Below are 21,255 nucleotides of genomic sequence, written 5' to 3'. Positions count from 1 at the left end.
GTAGCGCGTGTGGTCGATGTTTCAATCACTGATTGGTTCGAAGATAGCTCTTAACAGGCCCCCGGTGGGCCGCTGCTCACCAAAATCTTTCCACTCGTGGTTTACACTTCCTTAAAGCCTTGCCTGCCAAACCGCCCTCACGCGCGGTTTTTCGCGTGCATGTGGGGGCCAACGACCAAGACAATGACCAAGCTGATTGTCCAGATACCGTGTTTCAACGAGGCAGAGGATCTGCCTGCGACGCTGGCGGCGATCCCGCGCAAAATCGACGGGATTTCTGCCGTAGAGATCCTGGTGATCGATGACGGCAGCCATGATGGCACCGCCGATGTGGCGCGCCGCTGGGGCGTTCATCACATCGTGCGCCATCGCCGCAATCGCGGTTTGGCCACCGCTTTCCGCACAGGCATTCGCACAGCATTGGACGCGGGCGCGGATATCATCGTCAACACCGATGCGGATGGGCAATATGTTGGCGAGGATATTGCCAAGCTCGTCGCGCCTGTCATTGCGAGAGAAGCAGACATTGTGATCGGTGATCGCGGGGTCGCCAACAATGCCTATTTCGGCCCTTTCAAGCGGCTGTTGCAAAGGCTGGGCAGCACCGTAGTCCGGCGTCTGTCGCGCACTGACATCACCGATGCGGTCAGCGGTTTTCGGGCAATGACCCGGGCGGCCGCGCAGCAAATCAATATCACCACGGATTTCAGCTACACCACCGATATGCTGATCCAGGCGGGCCGCAAGCGTCTGGCCATCAAGAGCGTGCCCATCCGCACCAATGAAACGCTGCGCCCTTCCCGCCTGTTCACATCAATCCCGCGTTTCATCATCAACACCGGAATCACCATCGCGCGCGCCTACACCACTCATAATCCGCTGCGGGTGTTTGTTGGCGGCGGTGCGTTGATGGCTTTGATCGGCCTCGCACCTATCCTGCGTTTCGTGTGGTTTTACCTGACCGGAGATGGCGAAGGTCATATCCAGTCGCTGGTTATTGGCGGTGCGCTGCTGGTTCTTGGCACTCTCATTGCAACAATGGGCGTGCTGGCCGATCTGGTTGCTTCCAACCGCAAATTGATCGAGACCAATCTGTACGAAATTCGCGAGCTGCGCGATCAATTGGCGAACGGCAAATCGGACGAGACACCCCGGAATAGCAAAGTCCGCAAGGTCGGCTGAGAATGGCGAGCCATGCCCCAACTCTTGATGTGCCGGCGAAACGATCTTCAACGCTAGAGGCAAAGTGGCTGATTTTCGCCGCTTTGTTCCTTGTCGCGGTTCAGGTGGAACTGCTGTTCGCCAAGAGCATCAACTGGGACGAATTTTTCCATTTCAGCCAGATTCACGCCAGCCTGCGCGGTGAACCGGTCCAATGGCTGCAGACGCCGCATGTGACTTTGTTCGGCTGGGTTCCCGCGCTTCCTGGCACGCCGATTGATCATATCCTGCTGACCCGTTTGCTGCTGCTGCCCTGTTCGCTGGTCACGGGTCTGGCGATTTTCGATATTGCGCGCCGCTTCACCAATAATCTGTCGGCGGCGCTGGCCGCCTTGGCCTTTGCCGGCGGCGGTTATGTCTTCCTCCATGCATTTGCTTTGCGCGCGGATATGATTGCGGCGGCGCTGTTGACCGGGGCGCTGTGGATTCTCGCGACCCGTCGCAGGACAATGCTTTGGGCCGCTGTCGCCGCATTGCTGTGCGGGCTTGCGACAATCGCGACAATCAAGAGCGTGCTTTACGCTCCGGCTCTGATGGCGATGGCCGCGTGGCGCTGGCAGGACCGGATCCAAGCCGGGACGCTCGCCATGGTGGCCGCGGCAGCAATAGCGCTCGCCGCTGCCGGTTGGTTGCTGGTTCCCGCCGATATAGTGCAGTCATTTACCGGCCTTGCCGGATCATCACTCAGGCGCATGTTCAGCGCAGGCCTGTTCCCGCAAGGGCGCTTCTTTATTGACCAAATGATCTTCGCGCCGGTCCTGACCGCATTCATCCTGTGCACCATTATCGCTGCGCTACGCGGCGATCGCACGATGCCTTGGTGGCTGCTCTCCGGCTTGATAGCGCCGCTTGCCTGGGTGCTCATCTACCGAAATGCCTACCCGTATTTCTATGCCTTTATCTTGCCGCCTGTCGCGATTGCCGCAGCCATCGGCGCATCGGTGATCATCGAGCGCTACAGCGCCAAAATCACTCTTGCGGTGATAATCGCCAATGCGGTTCTGCTGAGCGCCACCCAGCCGCGGGAGATGCTGGACCGCCAGCGCGCCGTTCAAGACGGCATTTCCGAGATTTTCCCCAGTCCCACGCGCTATATCGATGACATTGCCTTCCGCCCCGATTTCCCGCGCGCGGTGCCGCATTTCGCGTCTGGTTGGGCGCTCGCCAATTATCGCCGCAAGGGTACGCCGATTTATACCGCCGCAATGGATAATCCGCCCGCGCCATTCCTGTTCCGTCAGGGGTACGCGCTTGAGGTTCTTGATCCCGCGGAAGACGACATCAACGCCTTGCTTCCCCAGGACGCAAAGGCGCTTCGCGACAATTACATCCCGCATTGGGGCCGGGTCTACGTTGCTGGCAAATCGATCCCGGCTTCAACCGAGTTTCAAACGATCGAGCTGCTTATTCCCGGATTCTACACGGTAGAAGGCACCGCTCTGACGATAGACGGCGCGCTCCATCCGGTGGGGTCGGTCATCCGGCTTGATCGCGGCTCTTATTCGGTCGGTCCGCTAAGCGAAGCGGCCACGCTTCGTTGGGGCGACAATCTGCCCATCCCGGCAGAGCCATTCCCCGCCGGCGCATTGTTCACGGTGTACTGATATGTCAGCGCACGATCCCTCGCTCCATGCGCCCGCCGGCAAGAGCGCGCATCGCACAAATCGGGCGGCGGATTTTCTGTTTGTTACGCGCAAATGGGCACCAGCCATGGGCGGGATGGAGACATGGTCGATCCAGCTGGCAGAGCATTTGCTTGCGCGGCGCCCGATTGATCTGATTGCACTGAAGGGGCGCGAGAACGGGATGCCGCCATCGGTGTTCAGCCTGCTGCTGTTTCCGTTTACGGTCCTGCGCCGTTACCTCACCCGTTCAGAGAGCCTCAAGGCCATTCTGCTTGGCGACATGGCGCTTTGGCCGCTCGCGCTTCTGGCCAAATTGCGCGGCGGCAAACCCGAGATTTTGATCGCCGCGCACGGGACCGATGTTGCCTATCACCGCAGAGGCGGGATCAAGGGATCGCTTTACGGCGCTTACCTGCGGCTGGGTGCACGACTGCTGCCGGCCTCCATAATCATCGCCAATTCGCGCGCTACCGCCGAAGTTGCCCGCGAAACCGGCTGGACCAACAGCGAGATTGTCCCGCTGGGTACTGCGCATTGCGGGGCGTCATACGATTCCAGCCACAATGGACACATCCTGTTTGCCGGTCGTCTGGTCCACCGCAAAGGGTGCGGTTGGTTCGTCAACAACGTCCTGCCTCACCTGCCCGAAACAATCCGCCTACAAATCGCCGGCACAGGCTGGGATGACAGCGAAGCGCATGTGATTGAAGACCGGCGCGTTGATTATCTCGGATGCCTTAACCCTGACCGGCTGGCCGATGCCTATCGCAATGCGCTGTGCGTCATTGTGCCCAATATAGAGCCTGACAATGGCGAGTATGAAGGGTTCGGCCTCGTTGCGGCAGAAGCGGCTGCATCGGGCGCAATAGTTCTGGCGGCAGATCACGGCGGATTGCGCGATGCGGTGCTGGACGGAACGACCGGGCACTTGATTGGCACGGGCGACGCCCAGGCATGGACCGATGCGATCGAAAAAATCGCCGCAATGCCCGAGGTCCAACGCAGCGAATTTTGCCGCGAGGCACAGACTGCAGCGCGCGATTTCTACAATTGGGACCGTGTTGCTCTGGCCGTTCTAAAACATGCGGGGATGGAGCGATGACCGGCGCGCTTCGCAAATTGGTCAATCGCGGATCAGCGCTTGCCGCCGGGCCCATCGCACGCGGATCTATCGTCAGCGTGCTGATCCGCATCACCGGCCTTACGCTTTCCTTTGTGCAGGCAATCATCGCGGCACGTTTGCTGGGCGTTGACGGCTATGGTTTGGTCGCGGTCGCATTGTCTGTTGCGCATATCGCGGCGGCTTTCGCGCTGTTCGGATACGGAACCTTGGCCACGCGCGAAATCGCCGGCTGGCTGGCCAGCGGAAAACAGCATTTGCTGGGCAAATTTGCCCGTCATGCAGTTGTATCGGTGCTCGGGATTTCTGCGCTTTCGGCAATAGTGATTTTCGCAGCGAGCCCCTTTCTGGCGGAATATCGCTCGGTCATTCTGGTTGCCGCGGCGATAATACCGGCAGTCGCGCTGATCCAGCTTTTGCGCGGGATGGCGCAGGGGTTTGGCGATGTATCGGCCGCGCAATGGCCCGGGGAAATATTGCGACCCGCGATGCTGATCGCCTTGGTGGTCTGCTCGCTCGCTTTCATACCCGATGTGACCGCGCCCGGCTTCCTGATCATGTTTGCCATGGCGAGCCTGTGCAGCGCCCTGGCCGGGGCGATATTGGTCCGCAGGCACATGTCCGCGCGCAATACAGTCGAACGCACAGCCAACACCGAAACCTCAGACAATCCCGCATTCTTCGGCAAAGCCGCGCCTTTTTTTGCCCTGTCGATGCTCGCTATCGTCCAGGGCGAATTTGCGACAATCATGCTGGCACTGTTCGCCTCTCCCGAGCAGGCCGGACTTTACCAGCCGATCGCTCGCCTCACTCCGATCATTGCGCTGCCAGCTACCGCCGCCGCAATGCGTTATGCGCCGCGCGTGTCGGAATTCTGGAATTCAGGCCAGATGTCGCGGCTGGCCGACGTCACCCGCACATACACGCTTGCCACTTGCGGCCTGACCACAGCCGTCACGATCACTCTGGCCGGCCTCGGCCCGCTGATCCTGCTGGCATTCGGGCCCGATTTTACTGCGGTCGCGCCGTTGCTGTGGATCGTCGGCGCGGGCCAGATCTTCAACACTGCAACGGGGCCGGTCGGCTATCTTCTGACGATGACCGGACATGTCCGTATGGCAACAATCAGCAAGGTTCTCGGCGTTGTTGCGGCTCTGGTGGCCGCAGTTCTGCTGGTCCCGCATTATGGTGCAACGGGCGCAGCCATTGCAGTTTCTGTGGGATTGATTGCGTGGAACACCGCCGCATTGATTGCAACGCGCCGCTTATTGGGCTTTGACCCGTCGCTATTGCAATTGATTGGCCGCCGTCAGCCAGCCACCGGTAGAGAATTATGACTTCGCAATATCCGAACCTCTTCCTTGCAGGCGCACCGAAATGCGGCACGACTTCGCTGTATGACTGGCTCGCGCAGCATCCCGAAATTTTCGGTTCGAAAGTCAAGGAACCGATCTTCTTCCGTGGCGGCCTGACCATGGCGGGCGATTTGCCGGAGGCCGACTATCTGTCATTCTATGATGAGTGGGATGGCACGGGCTACGCTCTCGATGGCTCTACCCATTATTTTTACAATCCCACGGCCCCTGCAAATATCAAGGCGGCATCACCCGATGCAAAGATCATTATCGCCTTGCGCAATCCGGCGGACGCGGTGCATTCGATGTATCACCAGCTCAGCTTTACCGGCGCAGAAAACCTGCCCTCGCTGGAGGCTTCGCTGGCAGCAGAAGAGCGCCGCGCTGCGTCAATCGCGCCGAAGCGCAAGGGCATTCCGGAGAACCTGATCTATTCGAAAGTCTATGGATATCAGGAGAATATCAGCCGCTTCTTGGAGACTTTCGGAGAGAGCAATGTCCGTCTGGTCCTGCTCGACGATCTCAAAGACAGGCCGGTGGAATGCCTGCGCGAGCTCTATCAGTGGTTGGGGATCGATCCGGAATTTGCCGAGCGGACCGAACTCGCAGTGAAAAACGGCGCGAAGGTTCCCCGATCGCGCTTTCTTCTCGACCTCGCTTTCTATCCGCCTGCATGGCTCGGCAAGTTCACCAAGCCGCTATTCGGTGCATCGACACGCCGCAAGGTTCGCGAGATGCTCAAAAAGGTCAGCACCGCCAAAGCAAAAAATCCGCCTTTGAATGCCGATACGCGCGCGCTTCTTTTGTCGCGTTTTCGCGGTGATGTTGAATGGGTGGAGAATTTCCTTGGACGTGATCTGACCCATTGGAAACCGGTGCCGGCGGAGCGTCCTGCGGATGCTGCACGCCCCGCACGCGCGCTGCAATATGAGACCACCGATGGCTGACCCACTCTCAATCTCGGTCATCATTCCGGCCTATGGGCCGACGCCCTATTTGCGCCGCGTGCTAATGGCGCTGCGCAATGGAACGCAGCAGCCAACCGCCATCTTTGTCAGCCATAGCGGCACCGACGATCCGACCGACTGGATCGCGCGCGAATTTCCCGAAGTGACCGCGCTCCATTCGCCTGAAAGGCTGTTCGCGGGCGCGGCGCGGAACAAAGCTGCAACGATCGCTACGACAGACGCGATTGCCTTTTGCGATTGCGACACCGTGCCTGCTGCGGACTGGGTCGAACAGGCCGCGGAGAACTTGCACGCAAATCCTGGCGCCTTCATTGTCGGCTCGATCGGCACTGCGGAAACGGGCGGGTATTGGGGCATGTCAGTATGGCATTGTGAATTTTCCGAACAAGCGCCGTGGCGCCCCTTTGGCGAGCAGCGCGGCGGCGCATCGTGCAATCTGGCGGTGCGCAAGGCTGATCTTGCCGCAGTCGGCTATTTCCCAGAGAATTTCCGGGCAGGACAAGATACGATGCTGTTCCACCTGCTTCGCCAATCCGGGAAAACACAGATTTTCCAACCCGATATGCAGGTCGGCCATTTCAACCTGCCCGGTTTCAGCCATTTCTACCGCCATCTGATGAATCAGGGTCGTCACTTCGCCAAGGTTCGCATGAGCACCGACATGCCCGGGCATAAAGCCGTCCGCTTCTGGCCCGCTTCACCACTGCTCGGGGCGGCGAAATGCGCGCTGATCCTCAAGCGAATAGTCAGCGGCGGAAAATTCGGCATGGCGATCAAATATCTGCCCGGCATCGTCGCAGGGACCACGATCTGGGCGGCCGGCTGCACCTATGCCGCGGCGACAGGCCGGTTTACGGGGCGATATTAAGATGGCCGGCACCGCAGTCTCGATCATAATTGCCAGCAAGGACGGCGAAGACACGCTTGGGCCTGTGTTCGCGATCCTCGAGCCGATTGCCGCGGCGCATGACGACGTCGAGTTTGTCCTTGCCGATAATGCGAGCACAGACAGCACCTCAGAAATGTTCAACGCATTTGCCCAAGGGCGCAATGTTTCGATTGTGCATGAGGCCAGGCCCGGAAAATCCTTCGCGCTCAACACGGCGATAGAACAGGCGCGCGGCGATCTGTTGGTGTTTATCGACGATGATATTCTTCCCGCCGATGGCTGGCTCGATGCCTATCGCAAGGCAGCCCGCGACAATCCGGATACGGGCGCATTTCTGGGGCAAATCCGGCCCGAATTTCTTGCCCATGCCCCCGATTGGCTCATCCATCTCACCAATATCGGGAAATGTTGTGGCTGCACGCCGCTTTCGCTCGAAGAAGGGCCCTGCCCACCGCGATTTGCCAAAGGCGGCAACTGGGCGATCCGCCGATCCGCTCTTGACGATTTACGCTTTGACGAGGACCGGACCAATCTGAAAGCCGGGGCAAAACCGACCGGCGGGCAAGATACCGAAATGGCCCATCGACTGCACCGGAAAGGGGCCGGCGTACGCTTTATCCCGAATGCCCTGGTCCGGCACCAGATCCAGCCGCACGAGATGACCAGAGAGTTCATTTTCCGGCGCTATCAACGGCTTGGACGCGGAGCGGCGGCGCAGGGAAATCGCGGCCGCTTGCGAAATATGCTCCTCCCCATCGAGATTCCTGTTCTTGCAGCGATTTCGGCCTTCGGCTGGCTATTTGGTGCGCGCCGGATCGGCGCCGTCAACATGACCCGTCTCGCTGCCTGTCTCGGGCGCGCAGAGCATATGCTCAAACGCGGCGCACGCTGACAGCAAAAACAGCCCGAGACCTTTAGAGAAAAATAAGGTTTCCAATCTATTCACCATTTCTGAACACGACTGCTTGGGCATCTATGGCCAGCAGTCGTTAGTGAAATTGCGTGGGTGAGCCCGATTTTGGGCACCACAAAGAGGGGACGCCAAGATGAGCGCTTTCGGACGTAAGAATGGACCCAGCGGAATGAAACCCGGTGCACGTCCCTCTTTCGGCGTAGCACGCCCGATGAAGGGCGGCGAAAGCGCTGCCCCCGCCAAAGACGACGTTCCACCCCCGGGCGGCGAACAATTCCCGCCGCTTCCCGGTGAAGACACCGCAGCAGACATCCCTGCCAGCAGCGCGCAGCCCAACAAAAGCGATGCGATGACACGCCTTACCGACCGCGCCAATGCGGTGATGGAAGGCAATGCAGAAGTGGGCGGTTTTGAAGCCAGCGTTCACAAGATCAAGGAACAGGTGCTTCCGCGTCTGCTCGAACGGGTCGATCCCGAAGCCGCAGCAACGCTGAGCAAGGAAGAACTCTCCGAGGAATTCCGTCCGATTATCATGGAAGTGCTGGCTGAACTTAAAGTCACACTGAACCGCCGCGAACAATTCGCGCTGGAAAAAGTTCTGATCGACGAGCTGCTCGGCTTCGGCCCGCTCGAAGAATTGCTCAACGACCCCGACATTTCGGACATCATGGTCAACGGGCCCGACCAGACCTTTATCGAGAAATCGGGTAAGCTGGTGCAGGCACCGATCCGGTTCCGCGACGAACAGCATCTGTTCCAGATTGCCCAGCGCATCGTGAACCAGGTGGGCCGCCGCGTCGACCAGACCACACCGCTGGCCGACGCCCGTCTGAAAGACGGCAGCCGTGTAAACGTGATCGTTCCGCCGCTGTCGCTCAAAGGCACCGCGATCTCGATTCGTAAATTCTCTGAGAAGCCGATTACGATCGACATGCTCAAGGAATTCGGTTCGATGAGCGACAAGATGTCGACCGCGCTGAAAATCGCGGGTGCGTGCCGGATGAACATCGTTATTTCGGGTGGTACGGGTTCGGGTAAAACGACCATGCTCAATGCCCTGTCAAAAATGATCGACCCGGGTGAGCGCGTGCTGACCATCGAGGACGCCGCCGAGCTTCGTCTGCAGCAGCCGCACTGGCTGCCGCTTGAAACACGCCCGCCGAACCTTGAAGGCCAAGGCGCGATTACGATTGGTGACCTTGTTAAGAACGCCCTGCGTATGCGCCCTGACCGGATCATCCTGGGTGAGATTCGCGGCGCCGAATGTTTTGACCTTCTCGCCGCGATGAACACGGGCCACGATGGTTCGATGTGTACGCTTCACGCCAACAGCCCGCGCGAATGCCTTGGCCGTATGGAAAACATGATCCTGATGGGCGACATCAAGATCCCGAAAGAAGCCATTTCGCGGCAGATCGCTGAATCGGTGGATATTATCGTACAGGTGAAACGTCTGCGCGACGGTTCGCGCCGTACCACCAACATTACCGAGGTGATCGGTATGGAAGGCGACGTGATCGTGACGCAGGAATTGTTCAAGTTCGAATATCTCGACGAGGACGATGACGGCAAGATCATCGGCGAATATCGCGCGTCTGGCCTGCGCCCCTATACGCTCGAAAAATCGCGCCAATTCGGCTTCGATCAGGCGTATTTGGAGGCGTGCCTCTAAAGAGGCCTGCAAGCTGGGGCCTGCCCCCGGTTACTCGCCAGCGATAATTCCTTTGGCGGCAAGCGCGATGAGCCCTGCCCCAATCATCGCGCTTGTCAAGAAGATATTGAGCCACGGGACCCAGCCGATCCGGTCAATCCGCGCGACTTTGTTGCGGCGTTTTTCCGCGAGCAGCGCAAAAATGGCGACGGCAAACATCGCCAGTCCCCAAAGACCGACGATTTCTGCCTCGCTGGCAAATGTAAGATAATGCGTAATCGCCATTGCCCCGCGCATATGGGTGGTGATGCACCCCCTCACAATAGTTGATCGCTTCGGCGCGTGCCCTATGGCTGCGGCATGGATGGATCCGTTGCCCTGCCCCGCCCGATGCTTGCGTTGGGTCTGCGTCTGCTGACGGCGGCTACGCTGGCGACAATGGGGGCGCTGCTGAAGCTTGCCGAGCAACGCGGCGCGCATTTGCTGGAACTGATTTTCTGGCGTCAGGCGCTGACTTTTTTGCTGATCGGCGGATTCTTGCTGCTGGCTGGCCGGATTGCTGTGGTGCGAACCCGGCGCATCGGGGCGCATGCCCGGCGGGCAATGTACGGCATTATCGGCATGGTTTTTGTATACGGAGCCATCGTTTTGCTGCCGCTTGCCGAAGCGACCACTCTCAGCTTCACCACGCCCATGTGGGCGGTCATCCTGTCGATGGTGTTGTTCCGCGATAAAGTGGGCAAATACCGCGCGGCAGCAATCGCGATCGGCTTCGCCGGGGTGTTGATTGTGATGCAGCCGGGCGGCGATATGCTCAATCCAGCAGGGACATTGGTGGGGCTGATTGCGGCATTCCTGATCGCGCTCATTTCGATCCAGATTCAGGATCTCAACACCACTGAAAGCCCGTGGGCGATTGTGTTCTGGTTCACCGCATTGACCGCCCCCTTGGCAGCAATTGCCATGCCCTTTGTCGCGGCAGCGCATGACCAGACGACGTGGCTGCTGATACTGGCCATGGCCCTGTGCGGCGCATTGGCACAGATGCTGCTCACATCCAGTCTCCGCTTCGGGTCTGCAGCCACGATCATCATCATGGACTATACGTCACTGATCTGGGCGACTTTGTTCGGCTATTTCCTGTTTGACCGGCTGCCGCCGGCAACCTTGGCCATCGGCGCGCCTCTGATCATCCTTTCGGGCATTCTGGTCGCATGGCGCGAACGCGTCCTGTCGAAGCAGAGTAGCGCGAAAAGGGCGCCCTGAGGAACCGGACCGGCTTCGGCGCGTTACCTTGCAATAGCCCCGCGCAAAACGCGCCTGCATTGGAGGTAAAATTATGTTTCGCAAAATAGCACTGTCTCTTGGCGTTGCAGCTTTGAGCCTGTCCGCCGCGGCCTGCAATACGGTCAAAGGATTGGGCGAAGATATCCAATCTGTTGGCCAGTCGGGCGAAGACGCAATCGATTGACCTGTTAACCCGCAAGGGTCGCAAGGAGACGCCTGTCGGACACTACCGGCGGGCGTCTTTTCATTTGCGGTAGACAAGCATCAGATTGTTGGCCGGCATCGCGTAGCGCGCGCTCCGCGCAAAGCCGTGCGCTTTGGCGAGTGCATCAACATCGGCAATGTCGCGGATGCCCCAGGCAGGATCGCGTGATTTCAGACTTTCATCAAAAGCCACATTGGACGGCGCGGTTTCGACATCGCTTTCCAGAAACGGCCCGTAGAGGATGAGCGGACCGCCAACGTTCAACACCCCGCCTGCATTGCGAAACAGCCCCTCTGCCGCACTCCACGGGCTGATATGGATCATGTTGCAGCAGAAAATCGCATCGCAATCGAGTGCGGGCCAGGGTTTCGAAGCATCGAGCGCAATCGGCGGGCGGATATTGGCCAAGCCAGCCTCCCGCGTCCAGGCGGCAATCGACGCGAGGGCTTCTGCGTCCTGATCGCTGGGTTGCCAGACAAGCCCGGGAAATTTCTGCGCGAGGAACACCGCGTGTTCCCCCGTGCCGCTGGCAATTTCGAGCACGCTGCATGGCAGCTGCAGCTCTGCCTTCAAGACGTCCGCGATGAAGCTGCGGTTGCGTTCGGTCGCCGGCGCATGCCGCTTCATGGGCGTGCCCTCAGGATTTTTTGATGCTGCTTTTCCATCCGCCCATCCGCGCGCGGCCCTCTCGGACAAGCAGCCAGATGAACAGGCCGATAGGGCCAAGCATGAAAGTGAAGAACAGGATTGGCGCCTGCAAAATCCGCGAAAAGCCTTTTGCATCCGCGTCTTTGGCGATCCACAGCCCGACAAACAGATCAAATGCCAGATAGTGCACCCAGCCAATCACCACTCCGCCCTTGGTCGAAAAGATCGCGCGAACACCCTCTATCGTGGTGAAATTTACCGCCTGATCAGCCGGACCGACCGGATCCGCCCAGCCTGTCTGAACCGCGATCATGCTGGCGGTGTAGACGAGGCAAAGAAGCGCCACGCCCAGATACATGATTGCGCTGGTGGCGAGCGGCTTTCGCGGCAGAAAAATCAGTATCACCCATGCTGCCATGGCCAGATAATTCGCCGCTTTGAAGACAAAGTCCCACATTGCGTTTCCCCCCTATTGCGCCGGTTGTGGCAGACTATGCGCCGCACGCAAAATCGCATCGTGATCGTGTTTGAACTTTCCCGCCGCTTTGCGCATCGACAGGGCGAGCGCCGCATCGGCCATATCCTGCGCTGAAATCGAGCGGTACTGCCGGTATTTCCCGTGCAGCATTAGATCGACAAGCGGGCTCAATGCGATGCCGAGACGCTCCCCAATGCGCCGGTCATTGCTGCGCTGTCCGCGAAGCAGGCCCGGGCGCAAAATATCCACGCGATCAAACCCAATGGTGAGCAATTCCCGCTCCACTTCGCCTTTCACGCGTAAATAGAAGTTTTTCGACGCAGCATCCGCCCCGATCGAACTGACCGCGATCATTCGCTTTACGCCCTGCGCGTGTGCCGCGCGCGCAGTGTCCAGGACCAGTTCCTGATCGACCTCGCGAAAGGCCTGTTCGCTTTTGCCCGCCTTGTTCCATGTGGTGCCGAGCGCGCTGACAAGAACCTCTGCGGGCGAGCTTTCAAATACATCAGCCCATTGGGACGGTTCGCTGACGACCATCTCCATCCGGGCGCCCATGGGCAATTTCATCTCGCGCCGCGCGACCGCCAAGATGCGCACATCTTCGCGGCCTGTCGCACGCTCGATAATGGACCGCCCGATCAACCCTGTCGCGCCGACAAGCGCAATGCGTACGCGTTCAGACATTGCTCAATCCATCGGGAACAGAGCCGTAGATCTTGGCGCATTGATCCATCGCGAAACGATCGGTCATGCCTGCGATAAAGTCGGCAATGTGGCGGCTTCGCGCGGGCTCGGCATCGGGCAAATTGTCGCGCCAGCCTTCGGGCAGCAGCGACGCGTCCTGTTCATAGGCGGCATAGAGCCGCGAGATGACGTCGCGCGCGCGTTCCGCGGTGGCGAGCTGTTCGGGGTGGTAATAGAGCTTCTCATACATGAAATTCTTGAGCAGCCGTTCCGACGCAGCCATCGCCGGCGAAAAGGTCGCCAACATACGATCCGCGTTGCGCACTTCGCCAAGCGTTTCGATATGCGCCACCGATTTGCGGGTATTTTCGAGCACGTCGTTGACCATCAATCCGATTTGCCCCCGAACCAGTTCGCGCAGCTGACGCTCTCTCGGCACGCCGGGAAAGCGTTTTTCGACCGTCCGCCATTGGTCGGCGATGAATTCCAGTTCGAGCAATTCGTCCAGATCGACAAAGCCCGCTCTCAATCCGTCATCGATATCGTGATTGTCATAGGCGATATCATCGGCAATCGCGGCCACCTGCGCTTCTAGCGAGGGATATTTGCGCAAGGCCAGCGGATAGTCGGCATCGAGTTCGGCCAAGGCCCAGCCCGGATTTTCGACCGGGCCATTATGCTTGGCCAGCCCTTCCAGAAGTTCCCATGTCAGGTTCAGCCCGTCATGATGCGGATAGGGGCTTTCCAGCCGCATCAATGTGCGCAGCGACTGCGCATTGTGATCAAAGCCGCCATGGCGTTCCATCGACAGCGAGAGCGCCTTTTCGCCCGCATGGCCGAAAGGCGGATGGCCGATATCATGCGCGAGACACAGCGCCTCGGTCAGATCTTCATCCAGACCGAGCGCGCGGGCGATCACCCGGCCGATCTGCGCAACTTCGAGGCTGTGCGTCAGACGCGTGCGGTAATGATCGCCATCGGGCGCGATGAACACCTGCGTCTTGCTGCGCAGCCGGCGGAAAGCGATGGAGTGGATGATCCGGTCCCGATCGCGCTGGAATTCGCTGCGCGGACCGCGCGTGCCGTCTCGGTTTTCGGGGAATTCGCGGCCGCGCGAGGCGTCCGGGTCTGCGGCGAAGGTGGCGCGTGTCATCGGTCAGGCGCACTTAGTTGAGTGCAGCATTCCCGACAACGGGAACAATCTGGCAACAGCGCGGGTTCAGGCCTCTTGATCGCCGAAAATCCAGTCCACCGCCGCCGCACAATGGATTCGCGCTGAATCGAATATCGGCAGCACATTGGCATCGACATCGACCACCAGCTCCAGTTCGGTGCAGGCAAGAATGACCGCTGTCGAACCGCGCTGTTCCTTCTGGGTGATGATTGTCTTGAACAGACGTTCTGCATCACGGCTGGCCTTGCCCACCAGCAGCTCGTCATGAATGACCCGGTCCACCGCGTCGACATTGTCCATATCGGGCGCCATCAGATCGACCCCGTGGGCAACGATACGCTGGCGAAAGAAGCTTTCGGTCATCACGTTGCGGCGGCCAAGCAGTGCGACATTGGTTTTGCCTTCCTTGACCACTTTGGCACCAATGCAATCGGCGGCATGCAGGATCGGGATGCTGACCGATTCCGCGATCTTTTCAAAATCGCGGTGCATCGAATTGGCGCAAATCACCAGCCCTTCGGCGCCGGCCTGTTCGATCCGCTGGGCAGAGGCGATCAGGTTGCGCGTCGCCGCATCCCAATCGGCATCGTCTTTAAGCGCGCTGAGCGAGGCAAAATCGAGGCTTTCGATCAGCAGAGGCGCTGTTGTGCGCGGCGTGGTCCGTTTCTGAACCATCCTGTTGATCTGTTCGAAATACAGGCGGGTAGAGACCCAGCTCATTCCCCCAATCAAACCCAATTTGCGCACGAATAACTGCCCCTAACCTATTGTTCGCGAAGACCCTCGCCAGCGTGTAACCTATGCAGATGCGCGCTGTGCGTCCAGAGCCAAGCGTCAGGCCTTACTGTGCCTGCGTTTCGCTGGTTAATCGCAGATTTTCCATGAACTTGCGGATGTCGTCTGCGCTCATGTCGGGCGCTTCTTCCATCGGCAAATGCCCGATGCCGGGATAGTTGGCAAGCGCCGCGTTGGGCAGATGACCCATATACCAACCCGCCGCATCGTAGGGGACAAGCGAGTCTTCTTCGCCCCACATAACCAGCGTCGGGACGGTCATTGCCGCTGCTTCGGCTTCGGTGAAGACATGGCGCGGTGTGGTGAAGCGGGTGCGCGTTGCCGCGCGATTGCCCGGATAGCGGGCCAATTCCCAGTAACGATCAACCGCATCGCTCGTGACAATTTGCTGATTGGAAACGCTTTGCGACAGGCTGGTTTCCACAACCGATCGCGGCAGCAGCGCGCTCATCGCTGCACCGACGCCGGGGATCGCCGCCAGTTTATAAACAAGATTTCCGCCGCCTTCGCGTTTGATCGGCGCGCCGCTCGCATCGACCAGCACAAGACCATTTAGCCGTTCGGGATGTTCCAACGCATAGCCCATCGAGATCCAGCCGCCCATCGAATTGCCCGCAAGGACAAACTTCTCGAGGCCCAGCTTGTTGGCAATCTCGTCGATATCCGCGACGAAACCGTTGAGCGCGTAATTGCCGTCCATGGCCGGTCCGGTCAGCCCGTGACCGATCTGGTCAAAGCGGATCACGCGGTAATCTGCGCTGAGCCGTTCAACCCACGGTTCCCACGTATGGAGATCGGCGTTCGAACCGTGGAGCAAGACAATAACCGGCGCATCTTTCGGCCCCTCGTCGCGCAAATGGACGGTCAGGCCATCGTCCAGTTCGATAAATTGGGACGGTTCACCGCCATATTTGGCGCGCATTTCCGCCGGGTCGGTATCGGGCGTTCTGAAGATCAAAAACGCGATCACCAAAAGCGCCGCAACAACACCGAGAATTTTGGCAATCCGCTTCATCTATTTCATCTCCGCAATCCAGCGTTCCACGATGGCAACGCCGTCTTCGTCAACGGTGGATTTGCCCAATTCGGGCATCGCCACGCCGGGATCCTCGCTCCGCATCCGGTGGACCATGATCGAACGTGACGGATCGGCGGGCAATATCGAAAAGTTCAACCCTCCCGAGCCGCGTCCGGCGGCGACCGGGCGTTTCATAATCCCGATGGCGGTCAGATCCTGCTGTTCCCATCGGAGATCCAGGCCCGAATTGGACGCGGTTCCCCCGGGCCGGTGGCAATGCGCACAATTGACATCGAGATAGGCGCGCGCGGCCTGATCTGCCGGCGCATGATCGCGCTGTGTCCAGTCAGGAAGAATGTCCGAATGTTCGGGCCGCGTATCCAATTGGCCAGTTGCCACACGGTGATCGAGCCATTCATGCGAAAGGTTGCGCGCCTTCGGGCCGATCGGCACCAAAGTGCCATCAATACTGTGGCATTGTTTGCACTGGTTCTTGTTCGGGATGCGATAGCTGATCGTGCCGTGATCGGGCGTATCGATCTCCAGCCGAGCGCCCACCAGCGCCAGCTTTGCCTCGGTCTGTTCCTCGTTCCACCGATAGGGCAAGGCAATCCAGCCATCCTCGCGGTGCAGAAGCACCCGCGTTTCGATCAGGCGGCGATCCTCGCCCTCGCCAAAGGCAAAGGTCTTGATCAGCGCGCTCCCCACCGGAAATTGCAGCAAGCCTTCGCCATCGGCGATGGCCTGTTTGCCGGCGGGTATATAGACAAAGCGCAGCTTGTCCGCGCCATCCGAATAGAGCGGCGTATTCAGGCTGTAAGGTTCGACCCCCATGGTGGGCATTTGCGCGTCCGCGTGGATGAAGAATTGATAGTCTTCCAATGTGCGCGGCATGCCCGGCCTGGTGATCGCTTCATCGGACACCACGGGCATAGCGCGGCGGGCATCCGCGGCAATGGCGCTGCCGAACGCCAAGGCACCAGCGGCCAACAAGCAAAAGCCCGCCTTGCCCATCATTGCTTGACGACTGCCTCCATCGCTTCGGGCAGAACAATGGGTTTCAGGCTGAGCGGCTTGTCTGCATCGCCCGACAGATCAACGATGCCCGGCTTGGCTTCGGTCACCGGCTGGGCAGGCTTGGTATAGCCCAGCGTCAGCACCGGTACGCCATCCTGCACCACAATATCTGTGCCATTGCCGTCATGCGTCACCGGCGGGATCGTACCGCCAAAGGCCGCGGCCAGCATCTCTCCGCCATCCATATTGGGTTTATATCCCGCGCGGCCCTGGATATTGTCTTTGACCAGAACATTGACCGGCAGAGGGTTGTAATCCTCGTCCTCTGTCTCGTTGGGATAGGCGATGATCAGCACGTTGCCGGTGGCGTTTTCCGCGAACACATTCTTGAAAACTTCGACATTGTAATGGCTCATCACCATCACGCCCATGCCGGAGGGAACTTCGGAAACGATATTGCCTTCCGGCGCGAAATTGCGCGTGTTGTTATCGACCACGATATTGTTGAACACGCGCACATCGCGCCCGCCCTGCTGCGGAATATCGGGTAGATCGAACACCAGAATGCCGCCGGTATTGTTGACCGCCAGATTGTTATAAACATCCGCGCCATAGCTGTTCTCAATCTCGATCCCGGCTACGTTATATTTGGCGACCGAATTGCGCACGATGATGTTCTTTGACTGGCCGACATAGATCCCTGCATCAGAGGCAGCGATGGTGGTCACGCTGTCGACCAGCACATTCTCGCTCTCGACCGGATAGATCGCATAGGCGCCGTTTTTCTCGTCGGGGCCGCCGGTCCACTCGACGCGGATCTTGTAATAGACGATGTTGTCAGCGCCTTTGGATTTGATCCCGTCGCCCTTGGAGTTTTCGACACCGAATTCGCGCAGTACGACATTATCGCTGGTGACCAGCAAGCCTTCGCCCGCCCCGAGCTGCCCTGAAAAATCGAGCACCGACTGGTCCATCCCGGCGCCGCGCACGGTAACCCCATCGACATCAAGGCTCAGCCCGTCAGTCAGGGTAAAACGCCCTGCACCCAGAACGATTTCGTCGCCCGGCTCCGCCAAAATCAGCGCTTCCTGCAAGCGTTCTTGCGCGCCCTCTCCCGCCGCGACAGTAATGGTTTCAGCCCATGCCGGTGTGGCTGCCATCAGCAAAGCGCCCGCAGCCAGACACATTCCATTCAGAGTTTTCATCTTACGTCTCCCATTGAAACCCACTCTGCGCCAAAAACAGTTTGAAACCAAGTCGCTCTTTCAAACGTATCCATAAGCACAAAGCCACAAGAGGATGCCGCCCATGATCCCTGCCAAACTGCTCCTTCCGGTCATTGCCGGCCTTGTCTTCGCCGCACCGGCGCAAGCAGCGCCCGCTTCCATCGCGGGAAACTGGAAAGCAGACGATGGCAAATCGGTGATCCAGTTTTACAAATGCGGCAATGCAATGTGCGGCAAGATTGCGAAATTCCTTGTTCCCGAACCAAGCGGCGGTGCGCGCGATACGAAAAATCCCAAAGCGTCGCTGCGCAGCCGCAAATTACTGGGGCTGCGTATTTTCTGGAACCTGGCCGCCGATGGCAGCCGGTATAAGGGCAAAGGCTACAGCCCCGAAGATGGCCGTTATTTCAATGCACAGGTTTGGCGCAGTGGCAACCGGCTGAATATCAAGGGCTGCGTCGTGGTGTTCTGCAAAACGGCGACTTTTACGCGCGCCTAAGCCCCCCTAACAATCAGCCAATGCCAATTGTGCATATGCCGGCAGAGCTGGCGGTGACTTTGATGACTTCGGGATCACCAATCCGGTCCAGCCGGTCCCTGACCTGTGCGATCAAGTCTCCCAGCCCGTCCAGATTCTGCGGCTCGCCCTCTATCGGCTCCATCCCCGCCTGCAGATTGCGCAATTGTGCGAAGCTGAGCCGTTCGACCATCCGCACCGACATGCAATCGGCAACGCCTTCGTTCACGCCCGCTTCCACCAGCGCGGATTTGACCCGCCATTCGGCATAGCGGTCTACACCGCCCAGCCCCACAACCAGCGCGGCAATGCCTGCGACCAGCACCAGAATGACGAGAAGTTTCTTCATGGCGAAGAGGCTATAGGTTCTTGGCCGCGCAGACAACTGCAGAGCTGCTGGTGACCGCGATTACTTCGGCATCGCCTACCCGGCGAACACGCTCGATATATCCTCTGATCGTGACCGGCTTCAAAGGCTCTCCCTTTTCGCCCTTGAGCCGTTCGAGCTTGCGCAGTTGGCTGATCGACAGGCGATCAACCATGCGTTCGGCCATGCATTCGGAATTGGCTTGCGAAAGGCCGCCTTTCACCAAAGCGGATTCCACGCGGCTCTCTGCAATTTTGGTGATGCAACCCGATAGTGCCAGCACGCCAACGCCCAGCGCCACAGCGCGGGCAACGCTAAGCGCGCTCAATCGAGGCCCTTGACGATTTCTTCGACCATCTTCTTCGCATCGCTGAGCAACATCATCGTCTGGTCCATATAGAACACGTCATTGTCGACACCGGCATAGCCGACCCCGCCCATGCTGCGCTTGATGAAGAACACCTGTTTGGCCTTGTCCACATCGAACACCGGCATGCCGTAAATCGGCGATGATTTATCGGTTTTCGCCGCCGGGTTCACCACGTCATTCGCGCCGATGATGAAGGCCACATCGGCCTGGGCGAATTCGCTGTTGATGTCTTCCAGCTCGAACACCTTGTCGTAATCGACGCTGGCTTCGGCAAGCAGTACGTTCATGTGCCCGGGCATCCGCCCAGCGACCGGGTGAATTGCGAATTTCACCTCAACGCCTTTTTCCTCCAGCAAATCGCACATCTCGCGCAAGGCATGCTGGGCCTGCGCCACCGCCATGCCGTAGCCGGGGATGATGATGACCTTTTCGGCCTGTTCCAGCATAAAGGCGGCGTCTGCGGCGCTGCCCTGTTTATAGGGGCGCTGTTCGCGCGGTTCGCCATCGCCGCCCCCACTGTCATCCGCGCCAAAGCCGCCCGCGATCACGCTGATGAAGCTGCGGTTCATCGCTTTGCACATGATGTAGCTGAGGATCGCGCCCGATGCGCCCACCAGCGCGCCGGTGATGATCATCGCCGAATTGCCCAGCGTGAAGCCCATCGCCGCCGCTGCCCAGCCGGAATAGGAATTCAGCATGGACACGACCACCGGCATATCCGCGCCGCCAATCGGGATGATCAGCAGGAAGCCGACAAGGAAGGCCAGCACGGTGATCGCGATGAAATAATCCTGGCTGGCAATCTCGCCCATGGTGAACAATGCGGTCAGCACAATGATCGCGACCAGAGTGCCCAGATTGATCACATGGCGCATTGGAAGCAGGATCGGAGAACCGCTCATCCGCCCGGACAGTTTGGCAAAGGCAATCACCGAGCCAGAGAATGTTATCGCGCCAATCGCCACGCCCAGCGCCATTTCAACGCGGCTGACCTGCCCGATTGTGTCGCCGACCAGCAGGCCAAACGCGCCCGGCTCCAGAAACGCCGCCCAGCCAACCAGCACCGCCGCCAGACCGACCAGCGAGTGGAACGCAGCGACCAGTTCGGGCATCGCCGTCATCGCAATACGCCGCGCGATGGTGAAGCCGATCAGGCCGCCAATCGCGACGGCAATCAGGATTTCGTAGATGCTGGCAATGCTATGCGTGACCAGCGTTGTCACCACCGCGATCAGCATACCGATCATGCCGAAACGGTTGCCCGCGCGGCTTGTTTCGGGCGAGCTCAGCCCGCGCAAAGCGAGAATGAAAAGAACGCCTGCGGCAAGATAGGCCAGCGCGACCCATGCAGTGGTTCCGGCGCTGCTTGCTGCGCCTGATGCAAGGAGAGAAACCATCACTTCTTCTCCTTCTTCTTATACATCGCCAGCATTCGCTGCGTCACCGCAAAGCCGCCAAAAATGTTGATGCTCGCCAGAACAACGCCCGCCAGCCCCAGCCATTTGGCCGCCGGGCTGCCCGCTTCCGCCGCCGCGATCAGCGCGCCGACAATAATCACGCTGGAAATCGCATTGGTCACCGCCATCAGCGGCGTGTGCAAGGCCGGCGTAACCGACCACACGACATAATAGCCAACGAAACAGGCCAGAACGAAGATTGAAAGTATTGCGATGAAGTCCACGGTCGGCCTTTCGTCAGGTCACATAGTCAGGCGATTTTGGCGGGTA

The 21,255-nt window shown here is 59.3% G+C and carries 24 protein-coding genes; 11 read left to right on the top strand and 13 right to left on the bottom strand.

Going from position 1 to position 21,255, the window contains the following annotated elements; genetic code table 11:
• The first annotated feature begins 183 nt into the window (after positions 1–183).
• The 8 genes from GRI41_RS02415 to GRI41_RS02380 all read left to right on the top strand — a co-directional run bounded on the left by GRI41_RS02415 (position 184) and on the right by GRI41_RS02380 (position 9,763).
• On the top strand, positions 184–1,182 hold the full coding sequence (locus GRI41_RS02415) for a glycosyltransferase family 2 protein (protein ID WP_160603090.1): 999 nt from the start codon (positions 184–186) through the stop codon (positions 1,180–1,182).
• Positions 1,183–1,184: 2 nt separating this feature from the next.
• Positions 1,185–2,825 (top strand): hypothetical protein, encoded by a 1,641-nt coding sequence (locus tag GRI41_RS02410; RefSeq protein ID WP_160603088.1) that lies wholly within the window; start codon positions 1,185–1,187, stop codon positions 2,823–2,825.
• Between the two features lies 1 nt (position 2,826).
• Positions 2,827–3,948 (top strand): glycosyltransferase family 4 protein, encoded by a 1,122-nt coding sequence (locus GRI41_RS02405; protein WP_160603086.1) that lies wholly within the window; start codon positions 2,827–2,829, stop codon positions 3,946–3,948.
• Entirely contained in the window at positions 3,945–5,303 is a 1,359-nt protein-coding gene (locus tag GRI41_RS02400; protein ID WP_160603084.1) for an oligosaccharide flippase family protein, read from the top strand. Before GRI41_RS02405 ends, GRI41_RS02400 begins: the two co-directional genes overlap by 4 nt.
• Entirely contained in the window at positions 5,300–6,268 is a 969-nt protein-coding gene (locus tag GRI41_RS02395) for a sulfotransferase family protein (protein ID WP_160603082.1), read from the top strand. The genes GRI41_RS02400 and GRI41_RS02395 overlap by 4 nt, the downstream gene beginning before the upstream one ends.
• Positions 6,261–7,157: a glycosyltransferase family 2 protein gene (locus GRI41_RS02390; RefSeq protein WP_160603080.1), complete on the top strand. Its 897-nt coding sequence runs from the start codon at positions 6,261–6,263 to the stop codon at positions 7,155–7,157. The genes GRI41_RS02395 and GRI41_RS02390 overlap by 8 nt, the downstream gene beginning before the upstream one ends.
• Position 7,158: 1 nt before the next feature.
• A complete protein-coding gene (locus tag GRI41_RS02385; protein ID WP_160603078.1) occupies positions 7,159–8,070 on the top strand; it encodes a glycosyltransferase in 912 nt (303 codons plus the stop codon).
• Between the two features lie 154 nt (positions 8,071–8,224).
• Positions 8,225–9,763 (top strand): CpaF family protein, encoded by a 1,539-nt coding sequence (locus GRI41_RS02380; protein WP_160603076.1) that lies wholly within the window; start codon positions 8,225–8,227, stop codon positions 9,761–9,763.
• 30 nt (positions 9,764–9,793) lie between these two features.
• On the opposite strand, the gene GRI41_RS02375 is transcribed toward GRI41_RS02380, so the two are convergent.
• Entirely contained in the window at positions 9,794–10,027 is a 234-nt protein-coding gene (locus tag GRI41_RS02375; protein ID WP_235901029.1) for a hypothetical protein, read from the bottom strand.
• A gap of 75 nt (positions 10,028–10,102) precedes the next feature.
• Here GRI41_RS02375 and GRI41_RS02370 point away from each other — a divergent pair, with 75 nt between their 5' ends.
• Both GRI41_RS02370 and GRI41_RS02365 read left to right on the top strand, forming a co-directional pair.
• A complete protein-coding gene (locus tag GRI41_RS02370; RefSeq protein ID WP_160603074.1) occupies positions 10,103–11,008 on the top strand; it encodes a DMT family transporter in 906 nt (301 codons plus the stop codon).
• A 73-nt stretch (positions 11,009–11,081) separates the two neighbouring features.
• On the top strand, positions 11,082–11,213 hold the full coding sequence (locus tag GRI41_RS02365; protein ID WP_160603072.1) for an entericidin A/B family lipoprotein: 132 nt from the start codon (positions 11,082–11,084) through the stop codon (positions 11,211–11,213).
• 60 nt (positions 11,214–11,273) lie between these two features.
• Here GRI41_RS02365 and GRI41_RS02360 read toward each other — a convergent pair whose 3' ends face one another.
• The 8 genes from GRI41_RS02360 to GRI41_RS02325 all read right to left on the bottom strand — a co-directional run bounded on the left by GRI41_RS02360 (position 11,274) and on the right by GRI41_RS02325 (position 18,253).
• Positions 11,274–11,861, bottom strand: a complete 588-nt coding sequence (locus GRI41_RS02360; protein ID WP_160603070.1) for a DUF938 domain-containing protein — start codon at positions 11,859–11,861, stop codon at positions 11,274–11,276.
• Positions 11,862–11,871: 10 nt separating this feature from the next.
• Complete coding sequence (locus GRI41_RS02355) at positions 11,872–12,339, bottom strand: ABA4-like family protein (RefSeq protein ID WP_160603068.1); 468 nt, start codon at positions 12,337–12,339, stop codon at positions 11,872–11,874.
• A gap of 12 nt (positions 12,340–12,351) precedes the next feature.
• Entirely contained in the window at positions 12,352–13,044 is a 693-nt protein-coding gene (locus tag GRI41_RS02350) for an NAD(P)H-binding protein (RefSeq protein ID WP_160603066.1), read from the bottom strand.
• Positions 13,037–14,197 carry a deoxyguanosinetriphosphate triphosphohydrolase gene (locus GRI41_RS02345; protein WP_160603063.1) on the bottom strand — a complete coding sequence of 387 codons (1,161 nt, stop codon included), beginning with the start codon at positions 14,195–14,197 and terminating at the stop codon, positions 13,037–13,039. Before GRI41_RS02345 ends, GRI41_RS02350 begins: the two co-directional genes overlap by 8 nt.
• Positions 14,198–14,263: 66 nt before the next feature.
• Positions 14,264–14,965, bottom strand: coding sequence for an aspartate/glutamate racemase family protein (locus tag GRI41_RS02340; protein ID WP_160603061.1), 702 nt, complete (start codon positions 14,963–14,965; stop codon positions 14,264–14,266).
• A gap of 94 nt (positions 14,966–15,059) precedes the next feature.
• Complete coding sequence (locus GRI41_RS02335; RefSeq protein WP_160603059.1) at positions 15,060–16,028, bottom strand: alpha/beta fold hydrolase; 969 nt, start codon at positions 16,026–16,028, stop codon at positions 15,060–15,062.
• Complete coding sequence (locus GRI41_RS02330; RefSeq protein ID WP_235901028.1) at positions 16,029–17,048, bottom strand: SO2930 family diheme c-type cytochrome; 1,020 nt, start codon at positions 17,046–17,048, stop codon at positions 16,029–16,031.
• A complete protein-coding gene (locus GRI41_RS02325; protein WP_160603056.1) occupies positions 17,045–18,253 on the bottom strand; it encodes a parallel beta-helix domain-containing protein in 1,209 nt (402 codons plus the stop codon). The genes GRI41_RS02330 and GRI41_RS02325 overlap by 4 nt, the downstream gene beginning before the upstream one ends.
• 103 nt (positions 18,254–18,356) lie before the next feature.
• Here GRI41_RS02325 and GRI41_RS02320 point away from each other — a divergent pair, with 103 nt between their 5' ends.
• The gene (locus GRI41_RS02320) at positions 18,357–18,773 is read left to right on the top strand and encodes a DUF2147 domain-containing protein (protein ID WP_160603054.1); all 417 of its coding nucleotides are present in this window, start codon (positions 18,357–18,359) and stop codon (positions 18,771–18,773) included.
• Between the two features lie 13 nt (positions 18,774–18,786).
• Here the strand turns inward: GRI41_RS02320 and GRI41_RS02315 are convergent, their stop codons facing one another.
• The 4 genes from GRI41_RS02315 to GRI41_RS02300 are packed head-to-tail and all read right to left on the bottom strand — an operon-like array spanning position 18,787 to position 21,209.
• A complete protein-coding gene (locus tag GRI41_RS02315; RefSeq protein ID WP_160603052.1) occupies positions 18,787–19,140 on the bottom strand; it encodes a hypothetical protein in 354 nt (117 codons plus the stop codon).
• Positions 19,141–19,150: 10 nt separating this feature from the next.
• Positions 19,151–19,486, bottom strand: a complete 336-nt coding sequence (locus GRI41_RS02310; protein ID WP_160603050.1) for a hypothetical protein — start codon at positions 19,484–19,486, stop codon at positions 19,151–19,153.
• The gene (locus GRI41_RS02305; protein ID WP_160603047.1) at positions 19,483–20,925 is read right to left on the bottom strand and encodes an NAD(P)(+) transhydrogenase (Re/Si-specific) subunit beta; all 1,443 of its coding nucleotides are present in this window, start codon (positions 20,923–20,925) and stop codon (positions 19,483–19,485) included. The genes GRI41_RS02310 and GRI41_RS02305 overlap by 4 nt, the downstream gene beginning before the upstream one ends.
• Positions 20,925–21,209, bottom strand: coding sequence for an NAD(P) transhydrogenase subunit alpha (locus tag GRI41_RS02300; RefSeq protein ID WP_160603045.1), 285 nt, complete (start codon positions 21,207–21,209; stop codon positions 20,925–20,927). Before GRI41_RS02300 ends, GRI41_RS02305 begins: the two co-directional genes overlap by 1 nt.
• Positions 21,210–21,255: the final 46 nt, after the last annotated feature.

It is taken from the genome of Pontixanthobacter aquaemixtae (assembly GCF_009827395.1).
In the GTDB taxonomy this organism is placed as follows: domain Bacteria; phylum Pseudomonadota; class Alphaproteobacteria; order Sphingomonadales; family Sphingomonadaceae; genus Pontixanthobacter; species Pontixanthobacter aquaemixtae.
This window is presented reverse-complemented; position numbering and strand designations above follow the sequence as displayed.

Excerpts from the sequence above, each read along its gene's own strand:
- GRI41_RS02315 (WP_160603052.1), bottom strand. The coding sequence starts at position 19,140 with ATGAAGAAACTTCTCGTCATTCTGGTGCTGGTCGCAGGCATTGCCGCG.
- GRI41_RS02325 (WP_160603056.1), bottom strand. The coding sequence starts at position 18,253 with ATGAAAACTCTGAATGGAATGTGTCTGGCTGCGGGCGCTTTGCTGATG.
- GRI41_RS02365 (WP_160603072.1), top strand. The coding sequence starts at position 11,082 with ATGTTTCGCAAAATAGCACTGTCTCTTGGCGTTGCAGCTTTGAGCCTG.
- GRI41_RS02355 (WP_160603068.1), bottom strand. The coding sequence starts at position 12,339 with ATGTGGGACTTTGTCTTCAAAGCGGCGAATTATCTGGCCATGGCAGCA.
- GRI41_RS02320 (WP_160603054.1), top strand. The coding sequence starts at position 18,357 with ATGATCCCTGCCAAACTGCTCCTTCCGGTCATTGCCGGCCTTGTCTTC.
- GRI41_RS02375 (WP_235901029.1), bottom strand. The coding sequence starts at position 10,027 with ATGGCGATTACGCATTATCTTACATTTGCCAGCGAGGCAGAAATCGTC.
- GRI41_RS02305 (WP_160603047.1), bottom strand. The coding sequence starts at position 20,925 with ATGGTTTCTCTCCTTGCATCAGGCGCAGCAAGCAGCGCCGGAACCACT.
- GRI41_RS02385 (WP_160603078.1), top strand. The coding sequence starts at position 7,159 with ATGGCCGGCACCGCAGTCTCGATCATAATTGCCAGCAAGGACGGCGAA.
- GRI41_RS02380 (WP_160603076.1), top strand. The coding sequence starts at position 8,225 with ATGAGCGCTTTCGGACGTAAGAATGGACCCAGCGGAATGAAACCCGGT.
- GRI41_RS02390 (WP_160603080.1), top strand. The coding sequence starts at position 6,261 with ATGGCTGACCCACTCTCAATCTCGGTCATCATTCCGGCCTATGGGCCG.
- GRI41_RS02330 (WP_235901028.1), bottom strand. The coding sequence starts at position 17,048 with ATGATGGGCAAGGCGGGCTTTTGCTTGTTGGCCGCTGGTGCCTTGGCG.
- GRI41_RS02360 (WP_160603070.1), bottom strand. The coding sequence starts at position 11,861 with ATGAAGCGGCATGCGCCGGCGACCGAACGCAACCGCAGCTTCATCGCG.
- GRI41_RS02410 (WP_160603088.1), top strand. The coding sequence starts at position 1,185 with ATGGCGAGCCATGCCCCAACTCTTGATGTGCCGGCGAAACGATCTTCA.
- GRI41_RS02345 (WP_160603063.1), bottom strand. The coding sequence starts at position 14,197 with ATGACACGCGCCACCTTCGCCGCAGACCCGGACGCCTCGCGCGGCCGC.
- GRI41_RS02395 (WP_160603082.1), top strand. The coding sequence starts at position 5,300 with ATGACTTCGCAATATCCGAACCTCTTCCTTGCAGGCGCACCGAAATGC.
- GRI41_RS02405 (WP_160603086.1), top strand. The coding sequence starts at position 2,827 with ATGTCAGCGCACGATCCCTCGCTCCATGCGCCCGCCGGCAAGAGCGCG.
- GRI41_RS02350 (WP_160603066.1), bottom strand. The coding sequence starts at position 13,044 with ATGTCTGAACGCGTACGCATTGCGCTTGTCGGCGCGACAGGGTTGATC.
- GRI41_RS02415 (WP_160603090.1), top strand. The coding sequence starts at position 184 with ATGACCAAGCTGATTGTCCAGATACCGTGTTTCAACGAGGCAGAGGAT.
- GRI41_RS02400 (WP_160603084.1), top strand. The coding sequence starts at position 3,945 with ATGACCGGCGCGCTTCGCAAATTGGTCAATCGCGGATCAGCGCTTGCC.
- GRI41_RS02335 (WP_160603059.1), bottom strand. The coding sequence starts at position 16,028 with ATGAAGCGGATTGCCAAAATTCTCGGTGTTGTTGCGGCGCTTTTGGTG.
- GRI41_RS02370 (WP_160603074.1), top strand. The coding sequence starts at position 10,103 with ATGGATGGATCCGTTGCCCTGCCCCGCCCGATGCTTGCGTTGGGTCTG.